The sequence below is a fragment of the Acidimicrobiales bacterium genome, assembly GCA_035536915.1.
Lineage (GTDB): Bacteria > Actinomycetota > Acidimicrobiia > Acidimicrobiales > JAHWLA01 > JAHWLA01.
The window spans coordinates 40,059-54,889 of sequence record DATLNE010000012.1 but is presented as its reverse complement, the minus strand read 5'-3'; the positions used below and the strand labels follow the sequence as shown (position 1 = coordinate 54,889).

General features: G+C 70.3%; 18 protein-coding genes. 5 read left to right on the top strand and 13 right to left on the bottom strand.

Annotated elements, in window-relative coordinates; translation table 11 throughout:
* Positions 1–16: 16 nt before the first annotated feature.
* Both VM938_03960 and VM938_03955 read right to left on the bottom strand, forming a co-directional pair.
* Entirely contained in the window at positions 17–703 is a 687-nt protein-coding gene (locus tag VM938_03960) for a glycosyltransferase family 2 protein (protein HVF74179.1), read from the bottom strand.
* Between the two features lie 8 nt (positions 704–711).
* Complete coding sequence (locus VM938_03955) at positions 712–1,659, bottom strand: CoA ester lyase (GenBank protein ID HVF74178.1); 948 nt, start codon at positions 1,657–1,659, stop codon at positions 712–714.
* A gap of 210 nt (positions 1,660–1,869) precedes the next feature.
* Between VM938_03955 and VM938_03950 the strand changes: the two genes are divergently transcribed.
* The gene (locus VM938_03950; GenBank protein HVF74177.1) at positions 1,870–3,003 is read left to right on the top strand and encodes a Fic family protein; all 1,134 of its coding nucleotides are present in this window, start codon (positions 1,870–1,872) and stop codon (positions 3,001–3,003) included.
* Here VM938_03950 and VM938_03945 read toward each other — a convergent pair.
* The 5 genes from VM938_03945 to VM938_03925 all read right to left on the bottom strand — a co-directional run bounded on the left by VM938_03945 (position 2,975) and on the right by VM938_03925 (position 6,667).
* Positions 2,975–4,156, bottom strand: a complete 1,182-nt coding sequence (locus VM938_03945; protein HVF74176.1) for a hypothetical protein — start codon at positions 4,154–4,156, stop codon at positions 2,975–2,977. The genes VM938_03950 and VM938_03945 overlap by 29 nt on opposite strands.
* Positions 4,149–4,826 carry a dienelactone hydrolase family protein gene (locus VM938_03940; GenBank protein HVF74175.1) on the bottom strand — a complete coding sequence of 226 codons (678 nt, stop codon included), beginning with the start codon at positions 4,824–4,826 and terminating at the stop codon, positions 4,149–4,151. Before VM938_03940 ends, VM938_03945 begins: the two co-directional genes overlap by 8 nt.
* Before the next feature lie 26 nt (positions 4,827–4,852).
* Positions 4,853–5,311, bottom strand: coding sequence for a TIGR03618 family F420-dependent PPOX class oxidoreductase (locus tag VM938_03935; protein ID HVF74174.1), 459 nt, complete (start codon positions 5,309–5,311; stop codon positions 4,853–4,855).
* Positions 5,312–5,382: 71 nt separating this feature from the next.
* Positions 5,383–6,156 (bottom strand): hypothetical protein, encoded by a 774-nt coding sequence (locus VM938_03930; GenBank protein ID HVF74173.1) that lies wholly within the window; start codon positions 6,154–6,156, stop codon positions 5,383–5,385.
* A gap of 10 nt (positions 6,157–6,166) precedes the next feature.
* Positions 6,167–6,667: a DUF2269 family protein gene (locus VM938_03925; protein HVF74172.1), complete on the bottom strand. Its 501-nt coding sequence runs from the start codon at positions 6,665–6,667 to the stop codon at positions 6,167–6,169.
* A 69-nt stretch (positions 6,668–6,736) separates the two neighbouring features.
* Between VM938_03925 and VM938_03920 the strand changes: the two genes are divergently transcribed.
* Positions 6,737–7,225: a hypothetical protein gene (locus VM938_03920; protein ID HVF74171.1), complete on the top strand. Its 489-nt coding sequence runs from the start codon at positions 6,737–6,739 to the stop codon at positions 7,223–7,225.
* Here VM938_03920 and VM938_03915 read toward each other — a convergent pair.
* Genes VM938_03915 through VM938_03905 form a run of 3 tightly spaced genes read right to left on the bottom strand, consistent with a single transcriptional unit; the run spans position 7,222 to position 9,414 of the window.
* Positions 7,222–7,671 (bottom strand): SRPBCC family protein, encoded by a 450-nt coding sequence (locus VM938_03915; protein HVF74170.1) that lies wholly within the window; start codon positions 7,669–7,671, stop codon positions 7,222–7,224. The two genes, VM938_03920 and VM938_03915, sit on opposite strands and share 4 nt — an antisense overlap.
* Positions 7,668–8,006, bottom strand: a complete 339-nt coding sequence (locus tag VM938_03910) for a metalloregulator ArsR/SmtB family transcription factor (protein HVF74169.1) — start codon at positions 8,004–8,006, stop codon at positions 7,668–7,670. The genes VM938_03915 and VM938_03910 overlap by 4 nt, the downstream gene beginning before the upstream one ends.
* Positions 8,007–8,031: 25 nt before the next feature.
* Positions 8,032–9,414, bottom strand: a complete 1,383-nt coding sequence (locus tag VM938_03905; GenBank protein HVF74168.1) for a class II fumarate hydratase — start codon at positions 9,412–9,414, stop codon at positions 8,032–8,034.
* A 25-nt stretch (positions 9,415–9,439) separates the two neighbouring features.
* On the opposite strand from VM938_03905, the gene VM938_03900 reads away from it, so the two are divergent.
* Positions 9,440–10,573: an NlpC/P60 family protein gene (locus VM938_03900; protein ID HVF74167.1), complete on the top strand. Its 1,134-nt coding sequence runs from the start codon at positions 9,440–9,442 to the stop codon at positions 10,571–10,573.
* On the opposite strand, the gene VM938_03895 is transcribed toward VM938_03900, so the two are convergent.
* Positions 10,547–10,807 (bottom strand): helix-turn-helix transcriptional regulator, encoded by a 261-nt coding sequence (locus VM938_03895; protein HVF74166.1) that lies wholly within the window; start codon positions 10,805–10,807, stop codon positions 10,547–10,549. The two genes, VM938_03900 and VM938_03895, sit on opposite strands and share 27 nt — an antisense overlap.
* An 80-nt stretch (positions 10,808–10,887) precedes the next feature.
* Here VM938_03895 and VM938_03890 point away from each other — a divergent pair, with 80 nt between their 5' ends.
* A complete protein-coding gene (locus tag VM938_03890) occupies positions 10,888–11,829 on the top strand; it encodes a zinc-binding dehydrogenase (protein ID HVF74165.1) in 942 nt (313 codons plus the stop codon).
* Here the strand turns inward: VM938_03890 and VM938_03885 are convergent.
* The gene (locus VM938_03885; protein ID HVF74164.1) at positions 11,826–12,575 is read right to left on the bottom strand and encodes a glucose 1-dehydrogenase; all 750 of its coding nucleotides are present in this window, start codon (positions 12,573–12,575) and stop codon (positions 11,826–11,828) included. The two genes, VM938_03890 and VM938_03885, sit on opposite strands and share 4 nt — an antisense overlap.
* A 24-nt stretch (positions 12,576–12,599) precedes the next feature.
* Here VM938_03885 and VM938_03880 point away from each other — a divergent pair, with 24 nt between their 5' ends.
* Entirely contained in the window at positions 12,600–13,742 is a 1,143-nt protein-coding gene (locus VM938_03880) for a crosslink repair DNA glycosylase YcaQ family protein (GenBank protein HVF74163.1), read from the top strand.
* 1 nt (position 13,743) lies between these two features.
* Here the strand turns inward: VM938_03880 and VM938_03875 are convergent, their stop codons facing one another.
* Entirely contained in the window at positions 13,744–14,820 is a 1,077-nt protein-coding gene (locus VM938_03875) for a radical SAM protein (GenBank protein HVF74162.1), read from the bottom strand.
* Positions 14,821–14,831: the final 11 nt, after the last annotated feature.

Below are 14,831 nucleotides of genomic sequence, written 5' to 3'. Positions count from 1 at the left end.
GACGGTTCTCGAAGGACTACGTCTCAATAGTCAGGTCGCGCAGGTAGAACCAGTACGTCCGCAGGCGCACCACCCGGGCCAGGCCGACCAGCTGCCAGAACATGCGCCACGAGCGCCGCCATCCCTCAACCGGCCCGAACTTGTCGCGCTTGGTGCGATGGGTCACGCCCTTCATCACCCGGGCCGTGGTGAGCAGCCGCCCCTCGGCGATGACCTCGTTGATCATCACCTCGATGGTGTAGCCGTCGAGCTTGTCTGGGGCCACCGCGTCGAAGGCCCAGCGAGGCAGGACCCGCTCGCCGGTGGTCGGCGGGAAGCGCAGGACGACGGGGTTCCACGCGCCGTAGTCGAAGGTGCCGATCGACATGACGGCGCGGCCGTCGACGACCGGCTCGCAAATGGCGTCGAGGTGATGGCTGCGCAGGCCGAGCAGGTCGGCATCGACGAAGAACACCGCCTCGGCGTCGGTGGCGTCGACGCCAGCTCGCATGGCGTGGGCCTTGGACCCGCCCGGCGTGCGTGCGACGACTCGCGCCCCGGCACCGGCCGCCTTGGCCGCGGTGTCGTCGGTGGAGCCGTCGTCGACCACGATGATGTCGCGGACGTAGCGGCAGCCGTGGCAAGCGAGCACCACGTCGGCCACGGTGAGGCCCTCGTTGCGAGCCGGGATGACGACGTCGATGGCGTGCCGTCGGCCCGCCACGGTCGTGCCTACTGGGCCGCGTTTGTGCGCTTGAGGCCGGCGCGCTCGCCCCGGCTGACCATCTTCACGGCCACCTTGCGCGAGGCCTCGTCGATCATCTCGTCACCGAACATGACGGCGCCCTTGCGCTCCGCGCCTTCGGTGGCTTCCTTGTAGGCGTCGAGCACGGCCCAGGCCCGGTCGAACTGCTCCTGCGAGGGCGAGAACACCTCGTTGAGGATGGTGACCTGGTCGGGGTGCAGCGCCCACTTGCCGTCGTAGCCGAGGATCTGCGTGCGGGTGCAGAAGTCGCGGAAGCCCTCGGGATCGCGGACCTTCACATAGGGGCCGTCGATGACCTGGAGGCCGTTGGCCCGGCCCGCCATGAGGATCTTCATGAACGGATAGTGGAAGTAGTCGCCCGGGTACTCGGGGATCTGCAGGCCGCCCAACAGCGACGGCATCTCCATCGAGGCCGAGAAATCGACGGGGCCGAGGATGATGGTCTCCAGCCGCTTGGAGGCGGCGCAGATCTCTTCGACGTTGATGAGGCCACGGGCCGTCTCGATCTGGGCCTCGATGCCGATGTGGCCGACGGGCAGGCCGGCGTTCTGCTCGACCTGGGTCAACAGCAGGTCCATGGCCACGACCTCGGCGGCCGACTGCACCTTGGGGAGCATGACCTCTTCGAGGCGCTCACCGGCATTGCCGACGACCTCGATGACGTCGCCGTAGGTCCACTTGGTGTCCCAGGCGTTGATGCGGACGCAGAGGATCTTGTCGCCCCAGTCCTGGTTCTTGATGGCATCGACGGCCTTGGCCCGAGCCGACTCCTTCTCCAGGGGTGCCACCGAGTCCTCGAGGTCGAGGAACACCATGTCGGCGGGCAGGCCGGGCGCCTTGCCGAGCATCTTCTCGCTCGAAGCCGGGACCGAGAGGCAGGACCGGCGGGGCAAGTTCCTCGTGCGTTCGGACATGCCCGGAATGCTACGAGCCGGTAACCAGGCGACGCCAACCCCACAACCTTGAACGGCGAGAGCCCTTGTTAAAGGTTATTATGTAACCTTTAACAAGGAGTCGACATGAGCAAGGTCCTGAGAATGGAGTGGCCACCCTCGCCCGCGGCAGGACTCCCGCGTCGCGACCGGCACGGGTGCGAGTACGAGGCATACGTACCGGACCCGCTCGTGGGCCGGGGAATGATGCTCGACGCCGACGTGGCGGCCGATGTCGCCGATGCCGAGGCAGCGATAACCCGGCTCAACCTCGAAGCATCCGCGCTGGTCGACACCGAAGCGTTGGCACGCCTGCTCTTGCGCAGCGAGTCGGTGGCGTCGTCGCACATCGAGGGGCTGCAGATCGGCGGACGCCGCCTGCTGCGCGCCGAGTCCGCTCTGAGCATGGGGGTGCCGGCCGACGACGTAACCGCGGAAGAGGTGCTCGGCAACATCGAGGCGATGCGGTGGGCCGTGGACTCGCTCTCCGCTGCCCCCGTCCTCACCATCGACGGTCTGCTCGAAGTCCACCGTCGGCTGCTGGCCCGCACCCCCGGGGCCAAGGAGTTCGCCGGTCGCCTCCGTCATCGGCAGAACTGGATCGGCGGCAGTGCGTACACGCCGTGCCGGGCATCCTTCGTGCCGCCTCCGCCCGACCATGTGGCGCCGCTGGTCCAGGACCTGCTGACGTTCTGCAACCTCGACACGCTTCCGGCCGTGGCCCAGGCCGCCGTCGCCCATGCCCAGTTCGAGACGATCCACCCGTTCGCCGACGGCAATGGCCGAGTGGGGAGAGCGCTCAGCCACGTCGTCCTACGCCGCCGAGGGGTGGCTCCCCGTGTGTTGCCTCCGCTGTCGATGGCCTTGGCGCGGTCGTCCGCGTCCTACGTCGAGGGATTGACCGCCACGCGCTACCGGGGCCGGGCGGATTCGAGAGCAGCCCACGACGGCATCAACAGTTGGGTCGCCCAGTTCGCCGCTGCCTGTCGACAGGCGGTCGACGATGCCCGGGCCTTCGAAGCACGCATCGCCGACATCCAGAAGCAGTGGCGCGAGGCGCTCGGCAAGGTACGGGCCGACTCGTCCGTCGACCTGCTCGTGCGCCGGCTGCCGGGCGCCCCCGTCGTGACCGCAGCGGGGGCAGCAGAGCTCATCGGGCGCAGCTTCCAGGCGGCCAACGGCGCCGTCGAGCGGTTGCTGGAAGCGGGCGTGCTGAAACAGGTGAACGTCGGCAAACGCAATCGAGCGTTCGAGGCCAAGGCCGTCATCGACGCCTTCGCCGACCTGGAGCGCGAACTCAGCTCGCCAGCAGCTGGTCCGGGGTGAGCTGGTCGGTGATGAGGCGCTCGAACCGTGTGGGGTCGCCCGCCACGTACGACCGGCACAGCGGCAGCCCCTCGACGTAACACGTCATGTACGCCCGCCACGTCGGGTCCGACAGGAACTCCACGGCCTTGCGGGCACGGGGCTCGGGCAGCAGCGCCCAGCGGCTGAGGTAGTCGACGACCTCGTCGGCATCGGCGCCATCCTCGTGCAGCAGCAGGGCGGCGTTGCCCCGCACTGCGCTCATGGCCTCACCTGCTTCGGCCACCAGGGCCGCCACCTCGGCGTCGTAGGGAATGCCGAGCGGGTGCAGGTGGCCGGCGACCGTCGCCTCCGGGCGCTCCCCCATGACCACCTCCAAGCCGAGGTCGGCCAAGCCCTCGGCCAGCAGGCATTGGGGCGTGCCCACCAAGAAGATCGTCTCTTCCACCAGCCGACGCCGCCGCACCAAGCCCACCTCCTTGCGGCAGTGCTCGGTGTGGTGCCCGGGGTAGGCCTCGTGCGCCACCAGGTGGGCCAGCGACGTCGACAGCACCGGCAGGTCGGTGTTGACCGCCACCCGGCTGTGCAGGCCGCCGAGGTAGTAGTTGAACCCCGACCACGGCTTGTCGTTCACCAACTCGAAGTCGATGTGCTCGCCCTCGGGCAGGCCGAACAGCCGCTGCGTGCGCTCCCGCAGGTCGTCGGCCAGCGACTGGATGGCAGCGTCGAGCTTGTCGACGGGGACGGCTTGGGCCTCCCGCCACGCCACCAGCCGGTCGCGCACGGGCCCCGACCCGGGGAGCACTTCGTCGAGCTTGCGGTGGGCAGCCGACAACACCTCTTCGTCGAGGCGTCGGGGGCGCACGCCGTAACACGCCTCCACCTCGTCGCTGTAGGAGATGGGCTCGCCTGCGAGCTTGGCTGCGACCGTGCGCAGGCCTCGCACCTGGGCGGCCAGCCAGTGGCGGCGGGCCGCTTCCAGGTCGGACGTTTCCACGTCGGCCAACAGCCGCCCCGCCTCGGCGAGGAGCGCAGCCGGTGGGCGCACCGGCTCGGCCGCCGCCCGCTCGGCCAACGACGGCGGCCCGTAGTAGGCGTCGACCAAGCCGTCGATGTGACGCCCCAGGGCGAGCCCGAGGACGAGGTACCGCTCGACGACGTCGGGCTCAGCCAAGCTGCGCCCGCAGGAACGACAGGGCGCGGCCCCATGCCGTGGCCGCCGCCTCGGGGTCGTGCACCTCGGGTCGGGCGTCGTTGAAGAAGGCGTGGTGGGCGTCGTAGAGGAAGAACTCGACGTCCTTGCCCAGCTCACCCAGCTGCTCCTCCAACCCGCGAGCCAGGTCGGGCGTGAAAAAGTCGTCGCGTTCGGCATAGTGGCCCTGCACGGCGGCGCTGATCCTGGAGTAGTCGGGTTGGGCCTCCGGCCACGGGATGAGCCCGTAGAAGGGCACGCACGCCTTGACCGCGTCGGGCCGTTGCGCGGCCAGCACCAGGGCCAGGCCGCCGCCCATGCAGAACCCGATGACGCCGACGCCGTGGCCCGCCGCCCGGTCACGCACGTAGTCGACGGCGCCGCCCATGTCCTTGCCGGCCTTGTCGATGTTGAGCGCCATCATCAACTTGCCCGCTTCGTCGGGCTCGGTGGTGGTCTCGCCGTGGTACAGGTCGGGCGCCAAGGCGACGAATCCCTCGGCGGCGAAACGGTCGCACACGTCCTTGATGTGGTCGACCAGCCCCCACCACTCCTGGATGACCACGACGCCAGGACCGGTGCCCGCCTCGGGCAACGCCAGGTAGCCCTGGCCGGTGGTGCCGTTGCTCGGAAACTCGACGATCTCACCCATGGCGGGTGACCATACCGCCGCCTCGATCAGTACGCGCCGCCCAGCTTGGTGTGGTCCCACGACACCGTCTTGCGCACGTCGATGCGCACCGCCACCCGCTTGGCACCGACCTGTTCGAGGCCCGGCAGGTCGGTCTCGGAGAACGGCCCGGTGTAGCGCTCGAACACGGCGCGGCCCACGGCCATGATCGCCTCGCGGTCCTCGAGGATGGTGGCCGTGCCGACCAGTTCGACGCCTCGCAGCTCGTTGTAGTCCTTGCCCGTCTCGACCAGGCAGGTGATGCGGTTGTCGCGCCGCAGGTTCACGATCTTCTGTGACTTGCCGTAGGTCCAGAACACGGGGGCGCCGTCGAGCAGGGCGTACCACATGGCCGCCAGATGGGGTTGGCCGTCGGCCCCGATGGTGGCCACGTTCATGGTGTGCCCCGACGCCAGGAAGGCGTCGATTTCCTCGGGGGACATGCGGATCTGGTCGCGCCGGCTCATGCCGACCAGTGAAGTTGCGTACAGATCGCGCTGCAAAACGGCGCGATTCCTACGCAACTTCGGCGGGGCCGTCAGTCGAGCGGCTTGAGCAACTCGGGTGCAACCGCGCAGGTGGCCCGACGCGACCCGATGAGCTCGTCGACCAAGTCGAGGGGCACGACTTCGTCGATGCGGTCCCACGGCTCCGAGGTGTCGGCGCCGAGCCGGTCGACCAAGGCGTCCCACAACGCGTCGGGCAGCGCACGGCCGACGCCCGCCACCACCCACACGGGCGTGCCCGCGTGCTGGGCGACGGCCGCTGCGGCCCGCGACCCGGCCACCGCCACCAAGCCGTCGTGGCCAATGGCGCCCGCCTCCAGCAGCACCAGGTCGGACTCGGCCACCGCCGCGCCGATGCCTGCGTCGGGCACGTCGATGGCGTCGACCCCTGCGCCCCGCAACCGCCGGGCCAGGCCCGCTCCCTCGCCCGCGGCATCGACCACCAGCACCTCCAGGTCGGCTCGCCGGCGCAGCGCGTCGGCCGCCAGCTCGGGCCAGCCCACGACGACGACGGTGGCGTCGTCGGGCAGCTCCTTGGCCAGCGCGGCGGGCGTGGGGTCGCTGTCGAGCTCGTCGGCCGCTCGCCATGCCGCGGCCACCGGTTCGCCCGCGGCCAACACGTTGGCGGCCAGCCACCACATGGGCCCCACAGCCGGGTGCCGGTCGACCAAGCGCCGGCACGCCGTCACCATGCCGGGCGGGTCGGACCCGAAACCCGCTAACGCCCCCGCCGCTTCCCGCACCAGCAGCGACGCGCCCGCGCCCTCGGCCCGGGCCACATGGCGCAACCGCTCGATGGGGTGCATCAAGCGGACGTTACAGCGGCTTCCAGACCATGAGCACCAGGATCGTCACCAGGATCACGTCGAGCACCATGCTGGCGGCAGCCACCGTCTTGCCTCGCCGCTCCATCTCGGCCGCCTGCGGGGGCGGCCCCCCGGCGGGCGGCGGGCCTGCGGCCATCTCGGCCATGAGGTCGCGCATGCGACCGACGTTCTTGGCCACCACCGCATGGGAGATCCCGACGGCCACGATGTAGAGGCCCATCGACGCGCTCAGCCAGAGCTGGCTGAACTTCCACGTCTCGTCGCTCGTCACGATGAGCAGCAGTCCGAACACGAACACGGCGTAGATGAACTTCTGGGCGACCTTCGACACGCCGATCGTCGACTCCAGGACGGCGAGGCCCTCGGTCCCCTTGCGCTTCTTGGCCTGGGCCCCGTACAGCCCGTTGAGCATCACCCCGCCGAAGCCGATGATCGCCGAGAGGATGTGCAGCACCAACAGAACCTTGTAGATCCCGCTTTCGACACCCACGCGGGTCTCCTTTCGACAGACGACGTTGGCTTCGCAGCGGCGAGGGTAGCTGGGCTACCTTCTGGCGCCGTGGCAAGCAACCCCCCTCCCGACCTCGTCCTCGCGCCACTGAACGGCCCGGAGCGGGCGGTCGAGCAACTGCTCACCATGTTCGACCTGTGCTTCGTGGCCGTCGACCCGTTCACGCACGAGAGCGCCTGGATCCTCGAAACAGCAGGGCGCGTCCTCACCGTGTTCGACCAGGCCGACGTGCGGGTGGCATTCCTGTGCACGGCCACCCCGGACGAATGCCGGATGTTCCTCGGCCCGTGGGCCCGCAACGTCATGACCTTCGCCGACCCCGAGCGGGAGGCGGTCAAGGCTTTCGGCCTCGAACGCCTGCCCGCCCTCGTGCACCTCGGCATCGACGGCACCCTCGTCGGCGCGTCGGAAGGGTGGCGGCCCGCCGAGTGGAAGGCCATCACCGACAACCTGGCCAAGCGCATGGCCTGGACGGCGCCGAGCTTCCCGGTGCCCGGCGACCCCGGCCCCTTCGAGGGCACGCCCGCGCTGGGCTAGTCCCCCGCCAGCGCGGCGCCCAGCATTTCGAGCATCTCCTTGGTGCCCGATTCCCGGAGCGCGGGATCGTCGTAGCCGTCGAGGAAGGCGCCCTGCTCGGTCAACACCAGCCGGGTGCCGCCGCCTGCGGGCTCGAACTCGATGGTCGAGAGCGACACCGAGATGCGCTCGTCGTCGAGCGCCATCTCGTAGGCGTAGACGATGCGCTCGTTCTCGACGATGTCGTAGAAGGTCGCCTTGAACCAGTGCACAGGACCGCCAGGCGGGCCGCCCGCGTCGACCTCGTGGCCGCCGACCCGGAAGTCGATCTCACCGGCCACGCTCGTCCACTCCGGCGGCCCGGAGAACCACTTCTTCTTGAGGTCGCGGTCGGCGAACTGGGCGAAGACCCGCTCCGGGGGTACGTCGTAGGTGCGCTCCAACGTGAAGCTGGCGTGGGTGATCATGACCGCTCTCCTGTCTCGTCGAGGACCTCGCCCAAGCGGTCGAGCCGGCGTTCCCAGCCGGTTCGCCGTCGGGCGATCCAGTGCTCGACCGCCCGCAGCACGGCGGGCTCGATGCGGACCGTCCGCACCCGTCCGACCTTTTCCGAGCTGGCCAGGCCACTCGCTTCGAGCACCTGCACGTGCTGGACGACAGCGGCCAGCGTCATGTCGAGAGGCGCGGCGAGCTCGCTCACCGACGCCGGTCCCTGACAGAGCCGGTCGACCATCGTCCGCCGCGCCGGGTCGGCGAGGGCCTGGAACACCCGGTCCAGGCCCTCGTCGGGATGGTCAAGCACACGCTTGACCATAACAGTCAAGCAGTTACTTAACTATTCCACCCTTGGTCATGGCCAGGGTGTCGAGCGCCCGGTCGAGCTCGGCGTCGGTCATCCATCCTCGCTCCAGCACCAGCTCCCGAATTGAGCGGCCGGTCTTGGTCGACTCCTTGATGACCTCGGCCGCCTTCTCGTAGCCGATGGAGGGGTTCAGCGAGGTGCCGATCGACGGCGACGACTCGGCATACGCCTTGCAGCGCTCCACGTTGGCCTCGATGCCCAGGATGCACTTGTCGGCAAAGACCCGGCTGACCGACGACAACAGGCGGATCGACTCCAGCAGGTTGCGGGCGATGACCGGGAGCATGACGTTGAGCTCGAGGTTGCCGGCGGCGCCGCCGAAGGCGACGGCGGCGTCGTTGCCGACCACCTGCGACACCACCTGGCACACGGCCTCGGGCACCACGGGGTTGACCTTGCCCGGCATGATCGACGAACCGGGCTGCAGGTCGGGGATGCGAATCTCGGCCAGGCCGGTGCGGGGGCCGCTGCCCATCCAGCGCAGGTCGTTGGCGACCTTGTAGAGCGACACGGCGATGGTGCGCAGCACGCCACTGCACTCGACCAGTGCGTCACGAGCGCCTTGGGCCTCGAAGTGGTCGCGGGCCTCGGTGAGCGGCAAGTCCATGTCGGCGGCCAAGCGGGTGATCACGCCCTTGGCGAAGCCCTTCGGCGCGTTGATGCCGGTGCCCACCGCGGTGCCGCCGAGGGGAAGCTCGCCCACCCGGGGCAGGGCGGCCTGGATGCGCTCGATGCCGATCTCCACGGCCTGGGCGTAACCGCCGAACTCCTGGCCCAAGGTGACGGGGGTGGCGTCCATGAGGTGGGTGCGCCCCGACTTCACCACCGTCTTGAACTCCCGCTGCTTCTTGCGCAACGACTTGGCCAGGTGCTCCAAGGACGGCATGAGGTCGTTGACCAAGCCGTAGCAGGCGGCGATGTGGATGGCCGAGGGGAACACGTCGTTCGAGGACTGCGAGGCGTTCACGTGGTCGTTGGGGTGGACGTGCTTGCCCAGCTTCTCGGTGGCCAGTGAGGCCAGCACCTCGTTGGTGTTCATGTTCGACGAGGTGCCCGAGCCCGTCTGGAACACGTCGATGGGGAAGTGCCCGTCCCACTGCCCGTCGGCCACCTCGCGAGCAGCTTCGGAGATGGCGGTGGCGACGTCCTTGTCGAGCACCTTGAGGCGGGCGTTGGCCAGCGCCGCCGCGCCCTTGATCTCGGCCAAGGCCCGGATCAGCAGGCGGTCGATGGTCAACCCGGAGATGGGGAAGTTCTCGACGGCGCGCTGCGTCTGGGCCGCCCAGCGGGCGTCGGCCGGGACCTTGACCTCGCCCATCGAATCGTGCTCGATGCGGTACTCGCTCATAGGGCCGAAGGTAGCCTGGTGGTTCTTGGCCCGTCCCCTCCGAACCCTCGTCGCGGCGGCGCTGGTGCTGTCGCTGGCTGCGCCGGTTGCATCGGCCGACCCGCTGGCCGACAAGCGGGCCGAGGCGGAACGGCTGGCCCAGCAGCTCGACGAACAGGGCGAGCGCATCAGCCAGCTGGCCGAGCAGGTGAACAACGCCCGCATCGAGGCCGACAAGGTGGAGGCCGACGCCGCGGCCGTGGCCGCGGAGTTGGCGCGCGTCGAGCGAGAGGTGGGCGACGCCCGGGCCCGCCTTCGGGTGCAGGCGGTGAACGCCTACGTGCGCGGCGGGCGGCTGCCCGCCGTGCAGATGCTGATCTCGGGCGACTCCGACGACCTGGCGCTGCGCAACACCTACGTGGAGACGGTGGTGGGCCAGGAGCAGGCCGCCCTCGAAGCACTGCACGCCGCCCAGCAGGATCGCAAGGCCAAGCAGGCCTCGATGGACGCGGCACGGGCGGCGGCCCGCCAGGCATTGGCCGCGGTGGAGGGCTCGCGGCGCGAGGCGGCAGCCGCCGAGGCCGCGCAGCGGGCCACGTTGGCCCGGGTCCAGGGCGAACTGGGCGCGTTGGTCGACGCCGACCGCCGCCGACGCGAAGAGGAAGCGGCCCAGCGGGCACAGGCGGAACTGGCTCGCCGCCAAGCCGAGGAAGAAGCGGCGCGACGGCGCGAGGAGGAGCAGCGGCGCAACCGCCCGCCGTCGTCGCCGTCGCCTTCGCCGTCGCCGTCGCCATCCCCGTCGCCTGCTCCCGGCCCGGCCCGGCCTCCCGCTGCCGGTGCGGCCGCCGCCGTGGAGGAAGCCCGGCGCCAGTTGGGCAAGCCGTACGAATGGGGCGCCGACGGTCCCGACAGCTTCGACTGCTCAGGGCTGACCCAGTGGGCGTGGAAGGCGGGCGGCAAGTACCTCCCCCACTCGTCGCAGGCCCAGTTCAACTCGACCAGCCGGGTGTCGATCACCCAGGTGCAGCCGGGCGACTTGTTGTTCTACGGCAATCCCATCCACCACGTCGGCATCGCCGTGGGCGACGGCAAGATGATCGAGGCCTCGCAGACGGGCACGCCGGTGCGATACGCGTCGATCTACCGCCGTGACCTAGCGGGCGTCGGGCGGGTGGGTTAGCTCGATCCCCTTGAGCAACTCGCCGAGGTCGATGCCCAGTGCAAAGGCGAGCTTCACCAAGGTGGAGAACCTCACGTCTCTTTTGGCCTGTTCGACATGGCCGACATGCGAGCGTTGGAGGCCTGCCTTGAGGGCCAGCGCCTCCTGGGAGAGGCCCAACTCCTTGCGGCGTCGGCGCACGCGAAGGGCGAGCTTCTGCAGCAGCTCGTCGACCCCGCGGCGTCCTTCCCCCACAGCTAGTCATTGAGTTCTTTTCCGCAGGCGTCTTCTACAGCGAACTCGTAGCAATCGGCGGATTTCCCTATGGTGCGGCGGTGCGAGCGGTGACGATCAGCGACGGCGCAGTAGCGGTGGCCGAACACCCCGACCCCGAGCCCGGCGTGGGCGAGGTGCTGGTGCGGGTGCGCGCCGCGGGGGTCAACAACGCCGACCTGCTGCAGGCCAAGGGCTTCTACCCGGCGCCGCCCGGCGTGCCCGCCGACATCCCCGGCTTGGAGCTGGCGGGCGAAGTGGTGGCCGTGGGGCGCGATGCCCTGCGGTTCTCGCCCGGCGACCGCGTCATGGCGGTGGTGGCGGGCGGGGGCCAGGCCGAATGGGCGGTGGTCCACGAGCGGGCGCTGATGCCCGTGCCGGAGGGGTTGTCGTGGGAGGAGGCGGGCGCCATCCCTGAGGCCTACATGACGGCGCACGACGCCCTGTTCACCCAGTGCGGGCTGTCGATGGGCGAACGGGTGTGCATCTCGGGTGCGGCAGGCGGCGTCGGCACAGCGGCGGTGCACCTCGCCGCGGCGGCGGGCGCCCGAGTGGTGGCGTCGGTGCGCAACGAGGCGTTGCGCGGCGAGGTGCAGGCATTGGGCGCATCGGTCGTGGTGGCGCCCGAGGACTTCGTCGGCGCCGGGCCGTTCGATGTCGTGCTCGAACTGATCGGCGGGCCGAACATGGCAGGCAACGTGGAGGCGCTGGCTCCGGGCGGGCGCATCGTCGTCATCGGCGTGGGCGGCGGGGCGTCGGCGGAAGTGAACCTGTTGGCGCTGATGGCCAAGCGGGCCCGCATCACCGCGTCGACGTTGCGAGCCCGGCCCTTGGAGCAGAAAGCCGACGCGGCACGGCGCATGGAGGCGCACGTGCTGCCGTTGTTCGAGGAGGGCCGCCACCGGGTGCCGCTGGTGGCGACCTACCCCCTCGACGAGGTGGCCGCCGCCTACGAGCGGTTCGCGGCGGGCGGCAAGCTCGGCAAGATCGTCCTTGCTCCTTAGACCACGGTGTAGCCGCCGTCGACGACGATGGTCTGGCCGGTGACGTAGGTCGATGCGTCGCCGGCCAGGAACAGCAGGGCGCCGTCGAGCTCGTGCTCACGGCCAGGGCGGCCCATGGGGACCTTTGTGCGAATCCAGCGCAGGCCCCTGTCTTCGTCGGTGGTCATGTCGCCGGTCATCTCGCTGGGGAACCAACCCGGCGCGATGGCGTTGACGCGCACGCCACGGCGGGCCCACTGGGCGGCGAGCTCGCGGGTGAGGTTGACGACGGCGCCCTTGCTCGCCGCGTAGCCCGCTTGCGGGATCTGGCCCACGCCGACCAAGCCGAGCACGGATGCGATATTGACGATCGACCCGGAGCCCCGTTCGAGCATGTGGCGGCCGACGAGCTGCGACAGGACGAAGACGGCTTCGAGGTTGACGGCAACCACGTTCCGGAACATCTCCCGGGGCTCGTCCTCGGCGGGCACCTTGTCGCCGATGCCCGCGTTGTTGACCAGCACGTCGATGCGCCCGTAGGCGTCGAGGACGCGGGCGACCAATGCCTCGCAGTCGTCGTCGGAGACGACGTCGCACTGCACGGCGAGGCTGCCCGGCAGCTCGGCCGCCAGCGCTTCCAGCCGGTCGGCGCGGCGGGCGGCGACGACCACCTGCGCGCCGGCGCCGTGCAGGGCACGGGCCATCTGCACACCGAGTCCGCTGGAGGCACCGGTCACGACTGCGACGCGATCTTCGAGGGAGAACATGGCCGGCGACTCTACGATCCGGCGGTGGCCGATCTCCTCTCCGCCGACGAGGCGCGGCGCGCCTTCTTGCGCGCACAAGGCGTACTCGGTGCGGTCGACCGGCGCACGGGCGTGGAGGGCGTGCTGCGACTGCTCGGTGCCGTGCAGCTCGACACGATCTCCGTGCTGGCCCGGTCGCACGAGCTGGTGGCCTACGCGCGCCTGGGCGCAGTGGGCCGGGCTGCCGTGGAGTCGGCGTACTGGGGCGCGCCGCCTCGGGCCTTCGAGTACTGGGCCCATGCCGCCTCGGTACTGCCGATGGAGGACTGGCCGTGGTTCGCCGCCCGTCGGCGCCGCTACCACGACTACGACTGGTCGCGGGAGGTGTCGGCCACCGCGCTCGCCATCGTGCGCGACCGGCTGGCCGACGGGCCCTGCACCGCCACCGAGTTGGGCGGTGCCAAACGAGGGGGGCCGTGGTGGGACTGGTCGGAGGTGAAGATCGCCGTGGAGCGCATGCTGGCGTGGGGTGAGGTGGTGTGCGTCGAACGGCGGGGGTGGAAGCGCGTCTACGACCTGCCCGAGCGGGTGGTGCCGGCGGCGCTGCTGGACGCGGAGCCCGACGACCACGAGTGCCGGGTGCAGTTGGTGCAGCGGGCGGCAGCCCGGTTGGGCGTGGCGACCGTGCGAGACCTGGCCGACTACTACCGGCTCAAGGTCGTCGACGTGCAGGGGGCCTTGCCCGACAGCGGGTTGGTGCCGGTGTCGGTGGCGGGGTGGCCGGAGGCGGCGTGGGCCGACCCTGGCGCGTTGGCCCGGCTGGGCGAACGGGGCAGGCACCGCACGACGTTGCTGTCGCCGTTCGACTCGCTGGTGTGGGACCGGGCGCGCACCCTGCGGGTGTTCGGGTTCGAGCACAAGCTGGAGGCGTACGTGCCCAAGCCGCTGCGCGTGCACGGGTACTTCACCATGCCGCTGTTGGCCGGGGGCCGGCTGGTGGGCCGCGTCGACCCGGCCCGGTCGGGGCGGACGTTGGTGGCTCGGCAGGTCTCAGTAGCCACGGGAGCGGTGGACGCCTTGGCCGTGGCGTTGCGGGAAGCAGCCGCTTGGGTCGGCTGCGACGACGTGGTGGTCGAGCGGGTCACGCCGACTGCCGTGCTGGCTCCGCTGCAGGCCGCGCTGGCTTGAGTCAGACGCCGAGTCCCAGTTGCTCGACCTCGGCGGTCGGCGTCGTCGGTGCTGCGCCTGTTCGGCGGCGGGCTTCGGTGACGTCGGAAGGCGACTCGGCGAACAGCGGCCGGGGCCGGTTGCGCGGCAGCCCGCCCGCTTGGGCGACGAGGTCGCCCACCCGGGCGGTCAGCGCCTCCTGCTCCTTCTTGGGGAGGTAGGCGCCCTTGTAGCGGCGGCGGTACTCGTCGACCAAGTCGGGACGTTGCTCGGCCAGCCGGGCCAGAAAGTGTTCGCGGACGCCGGGGCGCAGGTGGAGCGACATGGCCGACAGCGACACGGCGCCTGCGCCGACGCATGCAGTCACCACCTCACGCAGCTGGTCGTCGCCGTCGGAGATGCCGGGCAGGACGGGGGCGACGAGGACCCCGCAGGGGATGCCCGCGTCGTTCAGCTTGCGCACTGCCTCCACGCGACGGCAGGGGTGCGGCGTGCCCGGTTCGGTGGCTTTCCAGACCGCTTCGTCGAGGGTGCCGATGGAGAAGTTGATGCGCACCTGGGTTCGCTCGGCGGCGGCGACGAGGAGGTCGAGGTCGCGCAGGATGAGCGTCGACTTGGTGAGGATGGAGAAGTCGTTGCGAGCCTCGGCCAGCACGCGCAGGATGCCGCGCGTCAGGTGGTACTTGCCCTCGCAGCGTTGGTAGGGGTCGGTGTTGGTGCCCATGGCGATGTGGTCGCCCTGCCACTTGGGCGAGCGCAGTTCGGCGCGCAGGCGTTCGACGGCGTTGACCTTGACGACGATCTTGCTGTCGAAGTCGGCGCCGATATCGAGGCCGAGGTACTCGTGGGTCGGGCGGGCGAAGCAGTAGGTGCAGGCGTGGCTGCAGCCCCGGTAGGCGTTGATGGTGTAGCGGAAGGGCATGCGGGAGGCGGCGGGCACCTCGTTGACGATGCGGCGGGCGTTGACGTGGAGGAACTCCAGGCCGCGGAACTCGCCTGTGCCGACGTGACGCTCGACCAGTTCCTCGTCGTCGAAGAAGGCGCCTTGGCCGAGCTGGTCGTCGGCCAGCTTCCAGCGGAGCTTGGTCTCCGAGGGCATGCCACGATTGT

Bases quoted from the DNA above. Each gene is read 5' to 3' on its own strand.
- VM938_03915 (HVF74170.1), bottom strand. From the start codon at position 7,671: ATGATCACCCACGCCAGCTTCACGTTGGAGCGCACCTACGACGTACCC.
- VM938_03955 (HVF74178.1), bottom strand. From the start codon at position 1,659: ATGTCCGAACGCACGAGGAACTTGCCCCGCCGGTCCTGCCTCTCGGTC.
- VM938_03930 (HVF74173.1), bottom strand. From the start codon at position 6,156: ATGCACCCCATCGAGCGGTTGCGCCATGTGGCCCGGGCCGAGGGCGCG.
- VM938_03875 (HVF74162.1), bottom strand. From the start codon at position 14,820: ATGCCCTCGGAGACCAAGCTCCGCTGGAAGCTGGCCGACGACCAGCTC.
- VM938_03940 (HVF74175.1), bottom strand. From the start codon at position 4,826: ATGGGTGAGATCGTCGAGTTTCCGAGCAACGGCACCACCGGCCAGGGC.
- VM938_03935 (HVF74174.1), bottom strand. From the start codon at position 5,311: ATGAGCCGGCGCGACCAGATCCGCATGTCCCCCGAGGAAATCGACGCC.
- VM938_03905 (HVF74168.1), bottom strand. From the start codon at position 9,414: ATGAGCGAGTACCGCATCGAGCACGATTCGATGGGCGAGGTCAAGGTC.
- VM938_03885 (HVF74164.1), bottom strand. From the start codon at position 12,575: ATGTTCTCCCTCGAAGATCGCGTCGCAGTCGTGACCGGTGCCTCCAGC.